Genomic DNA, 17,839 nt, shown 5'->3' on the forward strand with positions numbered 1-17,839 from the left:
TGGCGGTTCATGGTGTATTTATCCGACATAACGACTCCATTGTGGAGTCCGTCACAGCCCCGTAACTCCCTTGACCCGCATGCGGAACGCGCCTCCGGGCGCCTCCCGGATCTCCGCGTTTACCTGCTGGGAACCCGGGCACAAGAATGCGGGGAGCTGCTTATCCGTAACCAGCTCCCCGCATTCATTGAATTCGGTTCGTCGAAGAATTCGTTCGTCGGGCGTGGAGCATGTGGAGAATGCGCCGCGCCCCGTGAATCAAGCGCTCGGCCAGGTTTCCTCGACGGCCTTGCGGGCAGCTTCAAGATCGACCTGCCGGCCGGCCTCGGCCAGCGCCGAACCCAGCGCCGCGAGGGAGGCGAGGACCGCTCCGCGCGTCGCGTCCACCCCGTAGTGATTGACCCGGACCATCTCCTTGGACAGCGCCCCGCCGCCCGCGATCAGCGGCAGCGAGGGCTCCGCGAGCAGCGCCCGCGCCACCAGCGCCGAGGCGTCCACCCCGTCCGGCACGCGCAGCGTCGTGGCGACCGGCGCGGCGTCGCGCGCCTCGTGGACGTACGGCGTCAGCCCGCCGCCCAGCGCGAGCGCACCTGCCCGGGTGGCAGCGGCGGCGGCCGCGTGACGGGCCATGACGGCCTCCAGGCCCTCCGCCTCGATCCGCTCGGCGCACGCCTCCAGCGCCAGCATCTCCAGCTGCGCCGGGGCGTGCAGCAGCGCCTTGCGGCCACCGTCGATCCAGCGCTGCTTCCAGTCCAGCAGGGAGAGGTAGGAGTGGCGCGGCGCCTGCGGGTTGGCGGCGATCCGCTCCCAGGCGCGCGCGCTCACCGAGACGGCCGAGACGCCCGCCGGGCCGCCCATCGCCTTCTGCGCGCCGATCACGCACAGGTCCACGCCCCAGGCGTCCGGCAGCAGCGGCTCGGCGCCCACCGAGGCCACCGCGTCCAGCATGAAGAGGGCGCCGTGGGCCCGGACGACCTCGCCGATCCCGGCGACCGGGTTGGTGTTCCCGGTCGCGGCCTCCGCGTGCACCAGCGAGACGAAGTCGATCTCCGGGTGCTCGGCCAGGGCGGCGGCGACCTGCTCGGCGGTGACGGCCGTGTGGAACGGCACCACGAGGTCGACGACCTCGGCGCCGCAGTCGCGCAGCCAGTTCCCGAAGGTCTGGCCGTACGGGCCGGTGACGACGTTGAGCGCGGTCGTACCGGGGCGGGCGGCGCCCCGGATGCAGCCCTCCAGGGGCAGCAGCGCCTCGCCCTGCATGATCACCACGTCCTGCTCGGTGGCGAGAAGACCGGCCACCCGCTTCTCGATGGCCGCGAAGTGCGTGGCGGTGAGCGGGGCGAGGTCGAGGAAGGGGTGCGTCACGGTGGTGCTCTCTCCGGTTCGGTCAGTCGTTCTGCGGGCCTGTGTACGAACAGATGCGGGCCTGTGTACGAACAGCGCTCGGTCCGAGAGTACCGACCGCCTCGTACAGTGCCGCACATGAGCGATCACAGCGACCAGCGCGACCACCGCGACCGGGACCGGCGCGTGCTGCGGGTGAGGGGACGGGTGCTCGTCGGCCCGGACGAGGTGCGGGACGAACTGTGGGCCGTGGACGGCCGGATCACCTACGAGCGGCCCCCGGGCGCGGACCGGGCGGACACCGTCGAGGGCTGGGCGCTGCCCGGCCTGGTCGACGCGCACTGCCATGTCGGCCTCGACCGTCACGGCCCCGTCGACGCGGCCACCACCGAGAAGCAGGCGCTCACCGACCGGGAGGCCGGCGCGCTGCTGCTCCGCGACGCCGGATCACCCTCCGACACCCACTGGACCGACGACCGGGAGGACCTGCCGAAGATCATCAGGGCCGGCCGCCACATCGCCAGGACCCGCCGCTACATCCGCAACTACGCCCACGAGATCGAGCCCGGCGACCTGGTCGCGTACGTCGCGCGCGAGGCCCGCCGGGGCGACGGCTGGGTGAAGCTGGTCGGCGACTGGATCGACCGGGAGGTGGGCGACCTCACCCCCTGCTGGCCACGCGGGGAGGTGGAGGCCGCGATCGCCGAGGCCCACCGGCTCGGCGCCCGGGTCACCGCGCACTGCTTCGCCGAGGACTCACTGCGCGATCTGGTGGAGGCCGGCATCGACTGCGTCGAGCACGCCACGGGCCTCACCGAGGACACCGTCCCGCTCTTCGCCGAGCGCGGGGTGGCGATCGTACCGACCCTGGTCAACATCGCCACCTTCCCGCACCTGGCGGACGGCGGCGAGGCCAAGTTCCCGCGCTGGTCCGCACATCTGCGCCGGCTCCACGCCCGCCGCTACGACACCGTACGCGCGGCGTACGACGCGGGCGTCCCGGTCTTCGTCGGTACGGACGCGGGCGGCTCGCTCCCGCACGGCCTGGTGGCCGCCGAGGTCGCCGAACTGGTCAAGGCCGGCATCCCGCCCCTGGAAGCGCTCGGCGCGACCACCTGGGCGGCGAGGCGCTGGCTCGGCCGCCCGGGCCTGGACGAGGGCGCCCCCGCCGACCTGGTCGTCTACGGCGAGGATCCGCGTACCGACGTACGGGCCCTGGCCGCGCCCCGCCACGTGGTGCTGGGCGGCCGGGTGGTGGGCTGACGCCGCCCAGGTGGTGTCCGGCGGATCACGGGACCCGGAACGCCCGCCGGTAGGCGCCGGGGGTCGTGCCCGTCCCGGAACGGAAGCGGCGGCGCAGGTTGACCGCGGAGGTGAGACCGACGCGGGTCGCGATCGCCTCGACCGGCAGGTCCGTCTCCTCCAGCAGGGTGCGGGCCGCGGCCACCCGCCGGGCGAGCAGCCACGCACCCGGGCTCGTGCCGAGCTGGTCGGAGAAGCGCCGGGCCAGGGTGCGGGGCGAGACGCCGAGGTACCCGGCCAGGTCGTCCACCGACAGCGGTCCGCCGAGGTGCTCGTCGGCCCATCGGAGCAGGCCGTCGAGCGCGTCGCCGGGCGGTGGGGGCGGCGCGTGCGGAGCCTGACCGGCCTCGCGGTGCGGCGGCAGCACCATGTGCCGCGTGAGCAGAGCGGCGTACGCGGCCCCATGGTCGTTCCGGACCAGGTGCAGGCAGAGGTCGAAGCCCGCGCCCGCGCCGGCGCTGGTGGCGACGTCGCCGTGATCCGCGTAAAGCCTGTCCGGAGGGTCAGGTCCTTTCTGTCCAAAGGGCGTGTCCCCGGCTAGCGCGCGGGCGCCTCGGTACCCACGGCGCCAGGTACGTGCCCCAGGGCGCGCAGGATCCGGGCCAGGTCGCCGGGTGCGGCGGTGAGGCGGACGGGGGTCCCCGCGTCGTCCAGCTCGGCGACGTGCCACCCGCTGGAAACCTCGTCCCCGTCCTCGCCCCGGACCCGCCGCACGCGCACCACGGTCAGCCGCTCCACCGGCACCCGCTTCACCCCGAACCGCCCTGGACCCGCGTGCGGAGCCACCGCGAGCACCTCGCCTCCGCCCAGCACCACATGGGTGCCGAAGTGGTACGGGTTGTACTCGGTGGCCTCCAGGAAACGGGCGGGCAGGAACACCTCCTCCGCGTCGGCACCGTCCGCCCCCTCGGGCCCGTCGGACCCGTCGGCCCCCTCGGGCCCGTCGGCCCCCTCGGCCCCCTCGGACCCGTCTGCGCCGGAGGGCCCGGGCGGCCGGACGCGGGTGGTGCGGAAGGCGAGGACGAGGAGCCCCACCGACACCGCCGTACCAACCACGGTCCACGCGGTCGTCGCGGGGGAGCCGAGCGGGTCCGTGGGGTGCAGGACGCAGAGCGGCAGGAGCCACAGGGCGGTCACGGAGAGCGCCCCCGCGAAGGGGAGGGCCGAGGGGAGTACCTCGTCGTCCGGCAGCCGGCGGGCACGCACCCGCTGTACGACAAGGGCGACGGGGTAGCAGGCGCCGAGCGCGAGCGCCACCGCGATGGCGAGCAACTGCCCTGCCGGAGCGCGGTGTTCATTCCAGTTCCCGTGTCCGCCGGTGAACGCCCTCGGGAAGCCGCGCCAGAAGGTCACCTCAAGGCGGTCGCCGGGCCCGTAGGCGCCGGCCATGTCGTGGGACACGCGAATGCGCCGGGTCCCTCCACCGGCCGACACGTAGAGCGAGTTGTACTTGCGGCGCTCGTGGAAGTCCGTGCGCACCACCACTCCCGGGAGCGTGGAGAGGCACTCGTCGCGATTCGCGGCTGGTGTGGCGGCGGTGCACGGGACGACCGCCCGCCAAGCGCGTTCGTCCGCGAGGGAGTTCGGTACGGCCCAGAGGGCGACGACCACCGCCACGACGAGCAGCGGAACGCTCCAGGCGATCGGCCCGAACAGGAGGTGCCCGCCGCTGCGCGCGGTGATGACGTGCAGGTGCTCCGGTTCGGCGGGAGCCCCGTAACGGCGGCGCAGTGTCCGCAACTCCGCCACCTTCGCGTCGAATTCCGGGTCGGCGGTCCGGTAGCTCCGGGGCTGGGGCAGGTTGCGGACGTGCCCGTCGCGCAGCAGAAGACTGACCCGACGTCGTTCCTGGTAGCGGGAGTTGACGTGAATCCGGTGGACGCGCACGGCCACCACGTCCTGCCACGGCACGTTCCGGCGCCGCAGCGGAGTCCGGTAGCGCACTCCGTCCGCGCCGGCGTGCACGACGGGGGCGGCGCCTCCGAGTCCGACGGGCGACCACGCTCTGCCGGATTCGGGACGGTGGGCCGGCCGCGGATCATCGCTCATACGCACAGCTTGCCACCGGCCCGATCCGCGCTCTTGTCCAGGCTGCGGCAGTGTTCGGGGCCGTAACCTTGCCGACTTCCGCCCCTGGTGCGGGCGGTGTCACCGGCGGCAGCCGGGGCCACCGCGCTGACGCGGGTGCCGCGTTGACAGACAGTAACGATCGGGCGGCCCGCTCGTTGAAATTGCTCGATCCGTACCCCCAAGCCCCCGGAGCCTGAACTGCGTTCGGTGAAACGGGTGACTCCGAGGAACGTACGTGCCGCCAGATTCGAATACATACGCTAAAACCCCCCTTTGGGGTGAACTAGCGTCAGGTATCGGCCAGTTCACCCTTCGTGCGTAAAGATTCACGGAGTCGAGGCCACCGGCGCACGCGATGTCCCCCATTGGACGGTGCCGGTGGCTCCATGTCTCTTGTGGGGGTTCCACCATCTTGAACAGCAACACCTTCCGTCTCGCTGCCCTGGCGGTCGCCGCCGCTCCCGTCGCCCTGTTCGCCGCGTTCCCCGCGCAGGCCGCAGCTCCGGCGACGACGGGCTCGGACGAGGGCAAGGCGAGCGCGGTCGTGCTCCGGACGGCGCTCGACGTCTCGCTCGCCAACAAGACCGTCGACGTGCCGCTCAAGGCCACGCTCAACGAGGTCAACGCCCCCGAGAGCGCCGAGAAGACCGCGCTCTCCGTGAGGCTGGACGGCGTGGCCGGTCCGGTCCAGGTGCTGCGGGCCGACGTCGCGACCTCGGGCGCCACGGTCGACGAGCGCCGCGCGGAGGGGCACAGCAACCTCGTCAAGGCCCGGGTGCAGGTTCCCGGCCTGCCGTTCCTCCCGCTCATCGACGTCGAGAAGGTCACCTCGAAGGCCGTCTGCGAGGTCGGCAGGAGGCCGGTCGCGTCCTCGAACGTCCTCGGGCACGTGACGGTCCTCGGCAAGCGGGTCACGCTCACCGCGGGCGGCCGGACCGAGGTGGACCTGCCCAAGGTCGGCAAGGTGACCCTCGACCTGTCGAAGACCAGCACCACCTCGAAGACCGCCGCCGCGGCCGCGCTTCAGCTGCGGATCTCCCTCAACCCGGGCGAGCTCAACGTCGCGGATGTCCAGGGTGAGCTGACCCTCGCGGAGGCGACCTGCAGCACGCCGGGCTCCGGCCACGGCGGCTCCGGCGGCGGTTCCGGCCACGGCGGTTCGGGTAACGGCGGTACCGGCAACGGCGGTTCCGGCCACGGTGGTTCGGGTGACGGCGGTTCCGGCCACGGTGGTTCCGGCAATGGCGGGCACAGTGACGGCGGTTCGGACGGCGGCGGCTCCGACGACGGCGGTACGGACGACGGTGGCGCGACGACCGGCGACAGCGGTACGACGGGCGACACCGGCTTCACGGAAGGCGGGTACGAGGACAGCGGCGCGAGCGGTGACGGCTCCACGGGCGACACCGCCACCAGCGGTGCCACCACCGGCGACACCGGCTCCGAGGACAGCACCTCCGGCACCACCGGCGACACCGGCTCCACGGACAGCACCTCCGGCACCTCCGGCGGCAGCGGCGACGTGAAGACGCAGACCGGGACCGACAACTCCCCGGCCACCGTCTCCGGGGACGACCTCGCGGAGACCGGCAGCAGCTCCAGCACCCCGCTCATCGCGGGCGGCGCGGCCCTGCTGCTGGCGCTCGGCGCGGGAGCGACCGTCCTCGCCCGCAGGCGCGCCCGGGATTGACCGGACCGCCACCGGGCAGAGGGTCCGCGACCGGCCGCCGTAAGGGCGGGGGACGGCCGGGCATGGCTGATCCGGGATCCGGGATCCGGGATCCGGGCCGGGCCGGGCACGCGGCCCGGCCGGTCCGCACGCTCAGGCGGGCGCGCGGACCGGCCGTACCGTCCGCGGACGACCACGGCCCTCGCTCACCCCGCCCCCACCGGCAGCGCCTGGAGGGCCAGGTCCAGCGCCTGGAGGAAGCGGTTCGTCGTCACCCGGTCCCGGACCGCGAGCCGCAGCCAGTCCGGTCCGAGCCCCGGGAAGGTGTCCCCGCGCCGGGCCGCGAACCCCAGGGAACGCAGCCCCTCCCGCAGCTCGGCCGCACCCTCGAGGCGGATCAGCACGAACGGCCCCTGGGCCGGGGCCACCACCTCGATCTCGCCGAACTCAGCGATGCCCGCCAGCAGATGGGCCCGGTCCACCGCGATCCGGTCCGCCGCGCAGGCCGCCTCCGCCAGCGCGCGCGGCTCCATGCACGCCTCGGCCGCCGCCAGCGCAGGCGAGGAAACCGGCCAGAGCGGCTGCGCCTCCTCCAGCAGGGCGATCACCCCTGGGTCGGCCAGCACGTAGCCGATCCGCAGCCCCGCCAGCCCCCACGTCTTGGTGAGGCTGCGCAGCACGACGAGGCCCGGGATGTCCGTACGCCCGCAGAGCGCCTCGCGCTCCCCGGGCACCGCGTCCATGAACGCCTCGTCGACCACCAGGGTCCGCCCCGGTCTCGCCAGCGCCTCCAGCACACCGGCGGGGTGCAGCACGGACGTCGGGTTGGTCGGATTGCCGACGACCACCAGGTCGGCGTCCTCCGGCACCATCGCCGGGTCCAGCCGGAACCCGTCCTCCGCCCGCAGGACGACCCGCCCCACCTCGTGCCCGGCCGCCCGCAGCGCCGCCTCCGGCTCCGTGAACTGCGGGTGCACCACGACCGGCCGCCGGGCCGGCAGCGCCCGGGCGATCAGCACGAACGCCTCGGCCGCCCCCGCGGTGAGCAGCACCCGGCTCACCGGGAGGCAGTGCCGGGCGGCGACGGCGGCCCGCGCCGCACGGCCGTCGGGGTAGGCGGCGAGTCCGCCGAGGGAGGCCGCTATGCGTTCCCGCAGCCAGTGCGGCGGGGTGTTCGTCCGGACATTCACGGCGAGATCGGTCAGATGCCTGCCGCGTACCTCGGCGTCGCCGTGGTGACGCAGGTCGGGGCCGCCGCTCTCGATGTACCGCGTGGGGGGTGTCATGGCTGCCATGGTGGTGGGCGCGGCGCCTCCCGTCACCGGCGCAGCTGAAGATTCCGCTTCCGGGAGAACCGCGCGCGGTCCGCTCCGCCGGGCCACCGCGCACGTGGCCCGCGCCGATTTCGTCTTCGGGACCACCAGTTCGTCCGCCGCGCAGAGCGCCGCCGCCTCCGCCACCGAGACCGTACCGACCAGCGCGGCGACCGCCTCGGACGCCCCGGGCACCGGTACCCGGGTCAGCTCCGCCGCCGACCGGCCGCGCAACGGCACCCCGAGCCGTGCCGCCGCCGCGACGATGCCGGGCTCCGCGGTCTTCGCCTCGACAGTGGCCAGTTCGACCACGTCGGCGACCGCGAGGCCCGCCGTCCGCAGCACCTGTTCGATCAGCGCGGACACCTCCTCGCCGGGGACACCCCGGCGGGCGCCCACACCGACGACGAGACCCGCCCCGGCGACGGGTGCGGGGGATGGGTCTGCGGCCCCTGCGCTTGCGGTCACGGACAGTCCTTTCGTACGGGCCGCCACCGCCGGGAGTCCTCGGGACACCCGGCGGTGGCGTACGGCGCTCCTGCGGAGATTACGGAGACGGATGAGATGGCGGGGACGACAGAGACGGTGGAGACGGGGGAGATCTCGGAGACGGCGGAGATGCGGGCAACCGGCCCGATCGGCTAGCAAGGGCCCATGGCGGTGTTCGTCGCGCTCGGCGCGTTCCTGATGACTCTGGCCGGCGGCTGGGTCGCGCAACGCGTCACCGACCGCCGCCACCTGGTGCTCGGCTTCGCCGGCGGGCTGATGCTCGGCGTGGTCGGTCTCGACCTCCTGCCGGAGGCGATCGATGCGGCGGGGCGGCCCGTGGCGGGGGTGCCCGCCGCCCTGCTGTTGTTCGTGGGGGGCTTTCTGCTGGCCCATCTGGTGGAGCGCCTGCTCGCCGTGCGCCAGGCGGCACACGGGGCGGGCGAAGAGCGCGTGCCCCAGGTCGGGCTGACGGCGGCGGCCGCGATGGTGGGCCACAGCCTGATGGACGGGGTCGCGCTCGGCGCCGCCTTCCAAGTCGGCGCCGGCATGGGGGCCGCCGTCGCGCTCGCCGTCATCACCCACGACTTCGCCGACGGATTCAACACCTACACCCTTACCAGTCTCTACGGGAACAATCGCCGCAAGGCGTTCTTGATGCTCTTCGCGGACGCGATCGCCCCGATCGTGGGCGCGGCGACCACCCTCGTGTTCACTCTTCCGGAGGAATTGCTCGGCGCGTATCTCGGTTTCTTCAGCGGGGCGTTGCTCTACCTCGCCGCCGCCGAGATCCTCCCCGAGGCCCACCACGACCACCCGGCCCGTTCCACCGTGCTCTGCACGATCTGCGGAGTCGGCTTCATCTGGCTGGTCGTCGGCATCGCGGACTGAGCGAACCGGCCCGCAGCTCCCTCCGCCGTGGAGCGGACCCTCCGCCATCGGGGGAGAGGGCCCGCGGCGCCGTACGGAACGGCCCTCAGCGCACCGCCCCGCACCGCTCGACGAACCGCCGGGCCGTCCCCGGCGCCCCCGCCCAGTGCGTGTGCAGATAGCTCGCGTGCACCCCGCCCCGGACGAAGCCCTCCACCCGGCGTTCCGGCAGGTGCATCCCCCAGGCCGGTACGGGCCCCGAGCCCGGCTCCAGCACCGTCCGGTGGAACTCGTGGCCGCGCACCCGGGTCCCGGCCGCGGCGAGCGAGCTGTCCGCGACCGCGACCGCCTCCCGGTAACCGAGCGTCAGGCGCCCCGACATCCGGGCGCTCGCGTCCAGCACCCCGCACATCGGCCGGCCGTCCAGCTCGCGCGCCAGGTAGAGGAGCCCCGCGCACTCCGCCGCCACCGGCGCCCCGCTCTCCGCGAGGGCGGTGACCGCCCGGCGCAGCGGTTCGTTGGCCGACAGCTCGGGGGCGTACACCTCGGGGAAACCGCCGCCTATGACCAGCCCCGCCGTGTCCTCGGGGAGCTTCTCGTCGTGGAGCGGGTCGAAGGGGACGACATCCGCGCCCGCCGCCGTGAGCAGCTCGGCGTGTTCGGCGTACGCGAACGTGAACGCCGCCCCGCCCGCCACGGCGACGACCGGCCGCCGCCCGGAGGGGGCGTACGACTCCGGCTCCCACGCCTCGGCGGTCAGCGGGGGAGCGGTCCGGGCCAGTGCCAGCAGCGCGTCCATGTCGCAGCCGGCCCGCACGCGTTCGCCCATCGCCGCCACCGCGTCCACGGCGTCGGTGCGCCGCTCGGCCACCGGCACCAGCCCCAGGTGGCGCGACGGGGTCTCCACCTGCGCGGCCCGCCGCAGCACCCCGAGCACCGGCAGCCCGGACTCCTCCAGGGCGTCCCGCAGCAGCATCTCGTGCCGGTCGGAGGCCACCTTGTTCAGGATCACCCCGCCGATCCGCACCCCGGGGTCCCAGGCCGCGAACCCGTGCACCAGGGCAGCCACCGACCGCGACTGGGAGGAGGCGTCGACCACCAGCACCACCGGTGCCCGCAGCAACTTCGCCACCTGCGCCGTCGACGCCAGCTCGCCCCGGCCCGAGGCCCCGTCGAAGAGACCCATCACGCCCTCGACCACCGCCAGGTCGCACCCCGCCGACCCGTGCGCGAAGAGCGGCGCGATCAGGCCGGTCCCGCACATGTAGGCGTCGAGGTTGCGGCCCGGCCGGCCGGTGGCCAGCGCGTGGTAGCCCGGGTCGATGTAGTCGGGGCCCACCTTGTGGGGGGAGACGGCGAGCCCGCGCGCGGCGAAGGCGGCCATCAGCCCGGTCGCCACGGTGGTCTTGCCGCTGCCGGAGGCCGGCGCGGCGATCACGAGACGCGGTACACCGCCGGAAGTGCCGTGGGGAACACTCACCACTCGATGCCTCGCTGGCCCTTCTGACCCGCGTCCATCGGGTGCTTCACCTTCGACATGTCGGTCACCAGGTCCGCCGCGTCGAGCAGCGCCTGCGGTGCGTTGCGGCCGGTGATCACCACGTGCTGGGTGCCGGGACGGTTCCGCAGCGTCTCCACCACGTCCTCGGTGTCGATCCAGCCCCAGTGCAGCGGGTAGGCGAACTCGTCGAGCACGTACAGCTTGTACGTCTCGGCGGCGAGGTCGCGCTTGACCTGTGCCCAGCCCTCCCGGGCCTTCTCCTCGTTCGCCGTGTTGTCGTTCTCGCCGGAGGGCCCGCGCTGGACCCACGACCAGCCCTCGCCCATCTTGTGCCAGGCGACCGTGCCGCCCTCGCCGCTGGCCCCGAGGACCTTCAGCGCGTTCTCCTCGCCGACCTTCCACTTCGCCGACTTGACGAACTGGAACACCCCGATCGGCCACCCCTGGTTCCAGGCGCGCAGCGCCAGCCCGAACGCGGCCGTCGACTTCCCCTTGCCGATCCCGGTGTGGACCAGGAGGAGCGGACGGTTGCGGCGCTGACGGGTGGTGAGCCCGTCGTCCGGTACCGAAGTCGGCTGTCCCTGCGGCATTACGCGGCCCTCCCGGCTGCTCTGACATCCTTGACCAGCCCGGCGATCGAGTCGGCCCGCAGCTCGTCGAGCGTGACGGCGGTGCCTCCCAGATCGCGGGCGAGCTGTGCGGCGAGCCCGAGGCGTACGATCCCCGACTCGCAGTCCACCACGACGGACGCGGTCCCCTCGGCGGCGTGCAGCCTTCCCGCCCGCGTGGCCAGCGCCACCGGTTCCGGCCCACCGGTCGCCCGGCCGTCCGTCACCACCACGAGCAGCGGACGCCGCGAGGGATCGCGCATCCGCTCCACCCGCAGTACGTCGTGCGCCTTCAGCAGACCCGCGGCCAGCGGGGTACGCCCCCCGGTCGGCAGCGTCTCCAGCCGGGCCGCGGCCGCGTCCACCGACGAGGTCGGCGGCAGCACCAGCTCGGCGTCCCGCCCCCGGAACGTCACCAGGCCGACCTTGTCGCGCCGTTGGTACGCGTCGAGCAGCAGCGACAGCACCGCGCCCTTCACCGCGCTCATCCGCTGCCGGGCCGCCATCGACCCGGAGGCATCCACCACGAAGAGCACGAGGTTCCCCTCGCGCCCCTCCCGCGTCGCCTGCCGCAGATCGTCCCGGCGCACCACGAGCCCCCGCCCGGACCGGCCGCGCGCCCGCTGGTGCGGCGCGGCGGCCTGGACCGTCGCGGCCAGGTGCAGCTTAGTCAGAGCCCCCTCCGGACGTCGCGCGCCGGTCGTCCGGCCGTGCTCGGTACGCGCCCGGGACCGGCGTCCCGCCGCGCCCTCGCCGAGTCCGGGGACGCTCAGCATCTTCGTACGGAACGGCTCCGCCGCCGCGACCGGCTGCTGCTCACCGCCGGCCGGGGCGCCCGGGCCCTGCGGGGAACCCTGGCTCTCCGGGGAACCCTGGCTCTCCGGGGAGGACGAGGCCGGAGACCCGGGCGCCGACGCGTCCTCGGGGCCGCCTCCCTGCGGCGGCACTCCTCCGCCGGGGCCGCCCCCGTCGCCCGGCCCGTCGGGATCGGGATCGGAGTCCGGGTCCGGATCGGGCTCACCGTCACCGCTCCGCCCCTCGTCCCGCCGGTTCTCCTCCTCGGCGGCCTCCCGGAGCGTGTCGTCGAGCTTCTCCTCGTCGAGCCCCGGGGCGTCGAAGGGGTTGCGCCGCCGCCGGTGCGGGAGGGCCAGCAGGGCGGCCCGGCGCACGTCGTCGGCGGTCACCTCGTCGCGCCCGGCCCAGGCGGCCAGCGCGGTCGCGGTCCGGGCCATCACGATGTCCGCGCGCATCCCGTCGACCTCGAACGCGGCGCAGGTCGCGGCGATCCGCCGGAGCGCCCCGTCGCCGAGCACGACCCGGGGGAGCAGGGCGCGCGCCGCGGTGATCCGCTCGCGCAGCGCGCTCTCCTCTCCGGCCCACGCCGCCGCGAAGGCCGCCGGATCGTCGTCGTACGCCAGGCGCCGCCGCACGACCTCCACCCGCAGATCGGTGTCCCGGGACGCGGCCACCTCCACGGTCAGACCGAACCGGTCCAGCAGCTGCGGCCGCAGCTCGCCCTCTTCCGGGTTCATCGTGCCGACCAGCAGGAACCGCGCCGCGTGCCGTACGGAGACGCCCTCGCGCTCCACGTACGAGGCACCCATCGCCGCCGCGTCCAGCAGCAGGTCCACCAGGTGGTCGTGGAGGAGGTTGACCTCGTCCACGTAGAGGATGCCGCGGTGCGCGTCGGCGAGCAGACCCGGCTCGAAGGCCTTCACGCCCTCGGCGAGCGCCCGTTCGATGTCGAGGGCCCCGACCAGCCGGTCCTCGGAGGCGCCGACCGGCAGCTCCACCGTCCGCGCCGGCCGCGACGCACCGGGCGCCGCCGCGTGCGGACCGTCCGGGCACGCCGGGTCGGGGGACGCCGGATCGCAGGAGAACCGGCAGCCCGGCACCACCGCGACCTCGGGCATCAGCGCCGCCAGCGCCCGCACGGCGGTGGACTTCGCGGTGCCCTTCTCGCCGCGCACGAGCACCCCGCCGACCGCCGGTGACACGGCGTTCAGCAGCAGCCCGAGCCGCAGGTCGTCCTGGCCGACGATTGCGGTGAACGGATACGGCGTGCTCACAGGGCCTCCTGGATGGTGTCGGAAACGTTCGTGTGCGTCAGGGCAAGCGGTGCGGCAGGCGTCACGACAGGTGGTACGGACCCCACGTCGGCGCCCGCGCCCGGCAGCACCGGCGCGCCGGGGCCGACGAACGGCAGCCCCGCCGGGGCACCGCGCTCGATCAGTCGCCACAGGGCGTCGGTGTCCGCGTGCTCCTCGATCAGGTCGCCCAGCAGGTCCAGCTGCTCCTCGCGCAGCGCGGCGAAGCTGGTCTCCGGAGCGGCCGTGAACCTCCGCCCGGCTGCCCGGGCGACCTCCGTCAGGAAGGCCCGCCGGAACGCGTCGCTCTCCAGCGACCCGTGCCAGTGCGTCCCCCACACCTGGCCCACCCGGCAGCCGTCCAGGAACGGCTCGCCGCCCCGCACGTCGGCGACGCCGTGGTGGATCTCGTACCCTTCCACCGGCTCGCCGAGCGCCGTACCGACCGGCCGGGCCAGGGTCTTCTCCCGCGCGAACCGGACGCGTACCGGCAGCAGGCCCAGCCCTTCGACCACACCGGCCCGCGACTCGACCTCGTCCTCGATCCGCTCGCCGAGCACCTGGAAACCGCCGCAGATCCCCAGCACCGGACGGCCCTCGGCCGCCCGCCGGGCCAGGGCGTCCGCGAGACCACGGGCGCGCAGCCACTCCAATGCCCTCACGGTCCCCCGGGTACCGGGCACCACGACCAGGTCCGCGTCGGCCAGTTCCTCCGGCCGGTCCACGAACCGCACGATCACGCCCGGTTCGGCGGCCAGCGCGTCCACATCCGTGAAGTTCGACATCAGCGGCACCGCGCACACCGCGACCCGCAGCACGTCCTCGCCGTGCGGCGGCGCCACGACGGACTCCCGGACGGTCCCGCGCAGCGACACCCGCAGACCGTCCTCCTCGTCGATGCCGAGGCCGTGCGTGAACGGCAGCACCCCGTACGTCCGCCGCCCGGTCAGCCCCAGCAGCATGTCCAGGCCCGGTTCCAGCAACGACACGTCACCGCGGAACTTGTTGACCAGATAGCCCGCGACCAGCTCCTGGTCCCCGGCGCTCAGCAGTGCCGTCGTACCGAAGAACGAGGCGAACACCCCGCCCCGGTCGATGTCGCCGACGACCAGCACCGGGAACCGCGCGGCCCGGGCGACGCCCATGTTCACGATGTCGGTCCGCCGCAGATTGATCTCGGCCGGACTGCCCGCCCCCTCGCAGATCACGGCGTCGTACGTGCCCCTCAGCTGATCGAGGCAGTCCACGACCGTCCCGAACAGTGCCTCCTGCCGGCCCCCGTGGTAGCCGCGCGCGCTCATCTCGCCCACCGGCCTGCCCATCAGCACGACCTGGCTGGACCGGTCGCCGCCGGGCTTCAGCAGCACCGGGTTCATCAGCGCGGACGGCTCGACCCGGGCGGCCTGCGCCTGCATGGCCTGCGCCCGCCCGATCTCGGCGCCCTCCCTGGTCACGAAGGAGTTCAGTGACATGTTCTGCGCCTTGAACGGGGCGACCTTCACCCCCTGCCGCACCAGCCACCGGCAGATCCCCGCCGTGACGACGCTCTTGCCGGCGTCCGAGGTGGTGCCGGCGACGAGCAGCCCGCCGCCCCTCGTCGCGTTCCCGCTGCCGCTCATGCCCGTCCCCGATCCGTGATCATGTGTGTCGCCGCCGGCCGTCCCGCCGCCGGCCGTCCCGCCACCAGCCGTCCCGCGACGCAGACGGCCAGGGCCAGCACGCCCACCCGGCGCGACAGCCGCACCGCGCGCTCGACGTCGCCCGCCTCCACGGCCACGGCCCGCCCCTCGGCGCCGTTCAGCACCGGCCGGTGCTCGACCCGCCCGCCGTACGCGAGGGTCCCGCCCAGCCGTACGCCGAGCGCCCCCGCGAACGCGGCCTCCACCGGGCCCGCGTTCGGGCTCGGATGCCGGCCCGCGTCCGCGCGCCAGGCCCGGACGGCTTGCCCCGGCCGCCCCCCGGCCACGACGGCCAGGGCGGCGGTGAGCCGGGCACCCGGCCAGCCCACCACGTCGTCCAGGCGGGCCGAGGCCCACCCGTAGCGGCGGTGGCGCGGCGAGCGGTGGCCCACCATCGCGTCCAGGGTGTTCACCGCGCGGAAGCCGACGAGCCCGGGGACCCCGCCCAGCGCGCCCCACACCAGGGCGCCCACGACGGCGTCCGAGGTGTTCTCCGCGACCGACTCCACGACGGCACGGGCGATCCCCGGACCGTCGAGCGCCTGGGGGTCACGGCCGCACAGATGCGGCAGCCGCTCCCGGGCCGCCTCGACGTCCCCGGCGTCCAGCGCCGCGCCGATGGCCCTGGCCTCGCGGCCCAGCGACGTACCGCCGACGACGGACCAGGTGGCGGCGGCGGTCAGCGCGACGGCGGCCACGGGGCTGCGGCGTACGGCACGGGCGGCGAGCGCGGCGGCCCCCACGGCGCCTCCGGCGCACACCAGGGTGTGCAGCGCGCCCCGGCCCCGGTGGTCCCGCCACAGGCGCTGTTCCACGGCGGCGGCGGCCCGGCCGAACCCGGCGACCGGATGGCCACGGCGGGGATCGCCCAGCAACCGGTCGGCGATCAGCCCCGCCGAGGCGCCGTACGCGAAGACGCGGTCGGCACGCACGGCTCAGCCCGCCGCGTGCCGGAGCGGTCCCGGACCGGCTGGGACGGCTGACAGGGAAACGGGCGCACGGCGGCCAGGCATGGCGTATGTCCTCACTCAGGGTCCGCGCCCTGGTTCGACGAGACGGCGACGAGAGTGTCCTGGCTCCCGGATCGGCGGCCACCCCGGTCGTCCGTCACACGCACGCACGCCGGGGCGCCGCTCCCCGGTGACAGTGGCGGGACCGCGCCGGATTCGCACCGGCTTCCTCTGCTGTCGCCGTGAATGGCTCCGGCAGTCCACCACGCTGCGCGAAGGCCCGTCAACTCGCCGTTGACCTGCGGGGGCGCAGTGTGCCCGGACGCACATCGGGCCGGACACACGAGGTGTGTCCGGCCCGAGGGGGGCGACAAGTCCGCGAGGAGAGCGGGTCAGGCGACGATCAGATAGATGCCGTACGCGACCGCCGCCGCGCACAGCGCGAAGCAGGCGTACGCGCCGGTACGCGCCAGAGCGGCGGACGATCCGGAGCCGCCGTTCAGCGCGGCCCCGGCCTTCTTGGCGAGAGTGACGACGCCGAGGCTGAAGAAGCCGACGAGCGCCACGGTGACCACGAGGCTGACACCGAAGACGGTGGCGAGAGCTGCCCAGTCGATTTTCATGGGGGCGAGTCCTTACACCGCGGCCGGACGGGCCGGGTCGGTGGTCGTCGCCGCGGCCGGTACGGACGCGGCGGAGAGGGGGGACGGGATCGTGGCGGTGAGGCCGGTGACCGGAAGGCCGGCGGCCGACGCCCCGGGGAGCTGCGAGGGGATCGCGTCGAGCATCGGGGTGGCGACGGCTCCGGGCTCGTCCGCCTCGGCGATGTCGGTGTGGTCGACCGGCTTGCGCCGCGACAGCCACCAGATCGCGCCGGAGCCGGCGACGAGCAGCGCGGCGACCAGGACGATGCCCCAGGTGCCCTGCCGGGTCAGGAACTCGGCACCCGCGCCGACCAGACCCGCCGCCGGGAGCGTGAGGCCCCAGGCCACGAACATCCGGGTCGCGGTGGACCACTTCACCGTGCCGCCCTTGCGGCCGAGCCCGGCACCCATCACCGCGCCGGAGCACGACTGCGTGGTGGAGAGCGAGAAGCCGAGGTGCGAGGAGGCCAGGATGACGGTCGCCGCGCTGGTCTGTGCGGCGAAGCCCTGCTGCGGCTGGAGGTCGGTGAGCCCGCTGCCCATGGTGCGGATGATGCGCCAGCCGCCGAAGTACGTGCCCATGGCGATGGCCAGACCGGCCGAGCAGATCACCCAGACCGGCGGGTTCGAGCCGGGGGAGAGGACGCCGCCGGTGACCAGGGCCAGGGTGATGATGCCCATCGTCTTCTGCGCGTCGTTGGTGCCGTGGGCGAGCGAGACGAGACCGGCCGAAGCGATCTGCCCGGCCCGGTAGCCCTTGGCCGTCGACTTCAGCTGCGCCTCGTCGGTGACGTTCCGGTTGACGCGGTACGACAGCCTCGTCGCCAGCATCGAGGCGGCACCGGCCACCAGCGGGGCGGCGACGGCGGGCAGCAGGATCTTGGTGACGACGGTGCCGCCGTTCACCGAGGACCAGCCCGCGGACATGACGGCGGCACCGATGAGTCCGCCGAACAGGGCATGGGACGAGCTGGAGGGCAGACCGACCAGCCAGGTCACCAGATTCCACAGGATGGCGCCGACGAGCGCCGCGAAGATGACCTCGGTTCTCAGGCCGTCCTCGTCGACGATCCCGCCGGAGATCGTCTTCGCGACCTCCACCGACAGGAACGCGCCGACCAGATTGAGGGTGGCGGACATCGCCACTGCTGTCTTGGGCTTCAGAGCGCCGGTCGAGATGGTGGTGGCCATCGCGTTGGCGGTGTCGTGGAAACCGTTCGTGAAATCGAACACGAGCGCTGTCGCGACGACTATCGCGAGCAGCAGTGTGATGTGTTCCATTTACCCAGGCAATCGTTCGACGTCATTGGCACGTG

The 17,839-nt window shown here is 74.2% G+C and carries 13 protein-coding genes, 1 pseudogene and 1 riboswitch; of the genes and pseudogenes, 3 read left to right on the top strand and 11 right to left on the bottom strand.

The genetic code is table 11. The annotated features are described in order from the left end of the window. Positions 1–258: 258 nt before the first annotated feature. On the bottom strand, positions 259–1,365 hold the full coding sequence (locus ACWCSV_RS03605; protein WP_451138182.1) for a pyridoxal-phosphate-dependent aminotransferase family protein: 1,107 nt from the start codon (positions 1,363–1,365) through the stop codon (positions 259–261). A 117-nt stretch (positions 1,366–1,482) separates the two neighbouring features. Between ACWCSV_RS03605 and ACWCSV_RS03610 the strand changes: the two genes are divergently transcribed. Further along, the gene (locus ACWCSV_RS03610) at positions 1,483–2,607 is read left to right on the top strand and encodes an amidohydrolase family protein (protein WP_451138183.1); all 1,125 of its coding nucleotides are present in this window, start codon (positions 1,483–1,485) and stop codon (positions 2,605–2,607) included. Between the two features lie 25 nt (positions 2,608–2,632). Here ACWCSV_RS03610 and ACWCSV_RS03615 read toward each other — a convergent pair. Further along, a pseudogene (locus ACWCSV_RS03615) lies at positions 2,633–3,145 on the bottom strand (GlxA family transcriptional regulator); the annotation flags it as partial. Between the two features lie 38 nt (positions 3,146–3,183). Continuing rightward, positions 3,184–4,695 (bottom strand): PH domain-containing protein, encoded by a 1,512-nt coding sequence (locus ACWCSV_RS03620; protein ID WP_451138184.1) that lies wholly within the window; start codon positions 4,693–4,695, stop codon positions 3,184–3,186. Between the two features lie 433 nt (positions 4,696–5,128). Here ACWCSV_RS03620 and ACWCSV_RS03625 point away from each other — a divergent pair, with 433 nt between their 5' ends. Beyond that, entirely contained in the window at positions 5,129–6,406 is a 1,278-nt protein-coding gene (locus ACWCSV_RS03625; protein ID WP_451138185.1) for an SCO1860 family LAETG-anchored protein, read from the top strand. A 185-nt stretch (positions 6,407–6,591) separates the two neighbouring features. Here the strand turns inward: ACWCSV_RS03625 and cobC are convergent, their stop codons facing one another. After that, complete coding sequence (gene cobC, locus ACWCSV_RS03630) at positions 6,592–8,166, bottom strand: Rv2231c family pyridoxal phosphate-dependent protein CobC (RefSeq protein ID WP_451138186.1); 1,575 nt, start codon at positions 8,164–8,166, stop codon at positions 6,592–6,594. 186 nt (positions 8,167–8,352) lie between these two features. Here cobC and ACWCSV_RS03635 point away from each other — a divergent pair, with 186 nt between their 5' ends. After that, positions 8,353–9,075, top strand: a complete 723-nt coding sequence (locus ACWCSV_RS03635; protein ID WP_451138187.1) for a ZIP family metal transporter — start codon at positions 8,353–8,355, stop codon at positions 9,073–9,075. A gap of 85 nt (positions 9,076–9,160) precedes the next feature. On the opposite strand, the gene ACWCSV_RS03640 is transcribed toward ACWCSV_RS03635, so the two are convergent. The 7 genes from ACWCSV_RS03640 to ACWCSV_RS03670 all read right to left on the bottom strand — a co-directional run bounded on the left by ACWCSV_RS03640 (position 9,161) and on the right by ACWCSV_RS03670 (position 17,804). Continuing rightward, positions 9,161–10,492 (bottom strand): cobyrinate a,c-diamide synthase, encoded by a 1,332-nt coding sequence (locus ACWCSV_RS03640; protein ID WP_451138188.1) that lies wholly within the window; start codon positions 10,490–10,492, stop codon positions 9,161–9,163. Between the two features lie 38 nt (positions 10,493–10,530). Further along, positions 10,531–11,145, bottom strand: a complete 615-nt coding sequence (cobO, locus tag ACWCSV_RS03645) for a cob(I)yrinic acid a,c-diamide adenosyltransferase (protein WP_358762947.1) — start codon at positions 11,143–11,145, stop codon at positions 10,531–10,533. Then, on the bottom strand, positions 11,145–13,232 hold the full coding sequence (locus ACWCSV_RS03650; RefSeq protein ID WP_451138189.1) for a putative cobaltochelatase: 2,088 nt from the start codon (positions 13,230–13,232) through the stop codon (positions 11,145–11,147). The genes cobO and ACWCSV_RS03650 overlap by 1 nt, the downstream gene beginning before the upstream one ends. Further along, positions 13,229–14,869: a cobyric acid synthase gene (locus ACWCSV_RS03655; RefSeq protein WP_451138190.1), complete on the bottom strand. Its 1,641-nt coding sequence runs from the start codon at positions 14,867–14,869 to the stop codon at positions 13,229–13,231. The genes ACWCSV_RS03650 and ACWCSV_RS03655 overlap by 4 nt, the downstream gene beginning before the upstream one ends. After that, positions 14,866–15,861, bottom strand: a complete 996-nt coding sequence (locus ACWCSV_RS03660) for a cobalamin biosynthesis protein (protein WP_451138191.1) — start codon at positions 15,859–15,861, stop codon at positions 14,866–14,868. Before ACWCSV_RS03660 ends, ACWCSV_RS03655 begins: the two co-directional genes overlap by 4 nt. A 134-nt stretch (positions 15,862–15,995) precedes the next feature. Continuing rightward, a riboswitch (cobalamin riboswitch) is annotated at positions 15,996–16,110 on the bottom strand. Positions 16,111–16,271: 161 nt separating this feature from the next. Continuing rightward, complete coding sequence (locus ACWCSV_RS03665) at positions 16,272–16,502, bottom strand: hypothetical protein (RefSeq protein ID WP_451138192.1); 231 nt, start codon at positions 16,500–16,502, stop codon at positions 16,272–16,274. Positions 16,503–16,514: 12 nt separating this feature from the next. Beyond that, entirely contained in the window at positions 16,515–17,804 is a 1,290-nt protein-coding gene (locus ACWCSV_RS03670; protein ID WP_451138193.1) for an inorganic phosphate transporter, read from the bottom strand. Positions 17,805–17,839 lie beyond the last annotated feature (35 nt).

This window comes from Streptomyces sp. NPDC001770, from assembly GCF_053596135.1.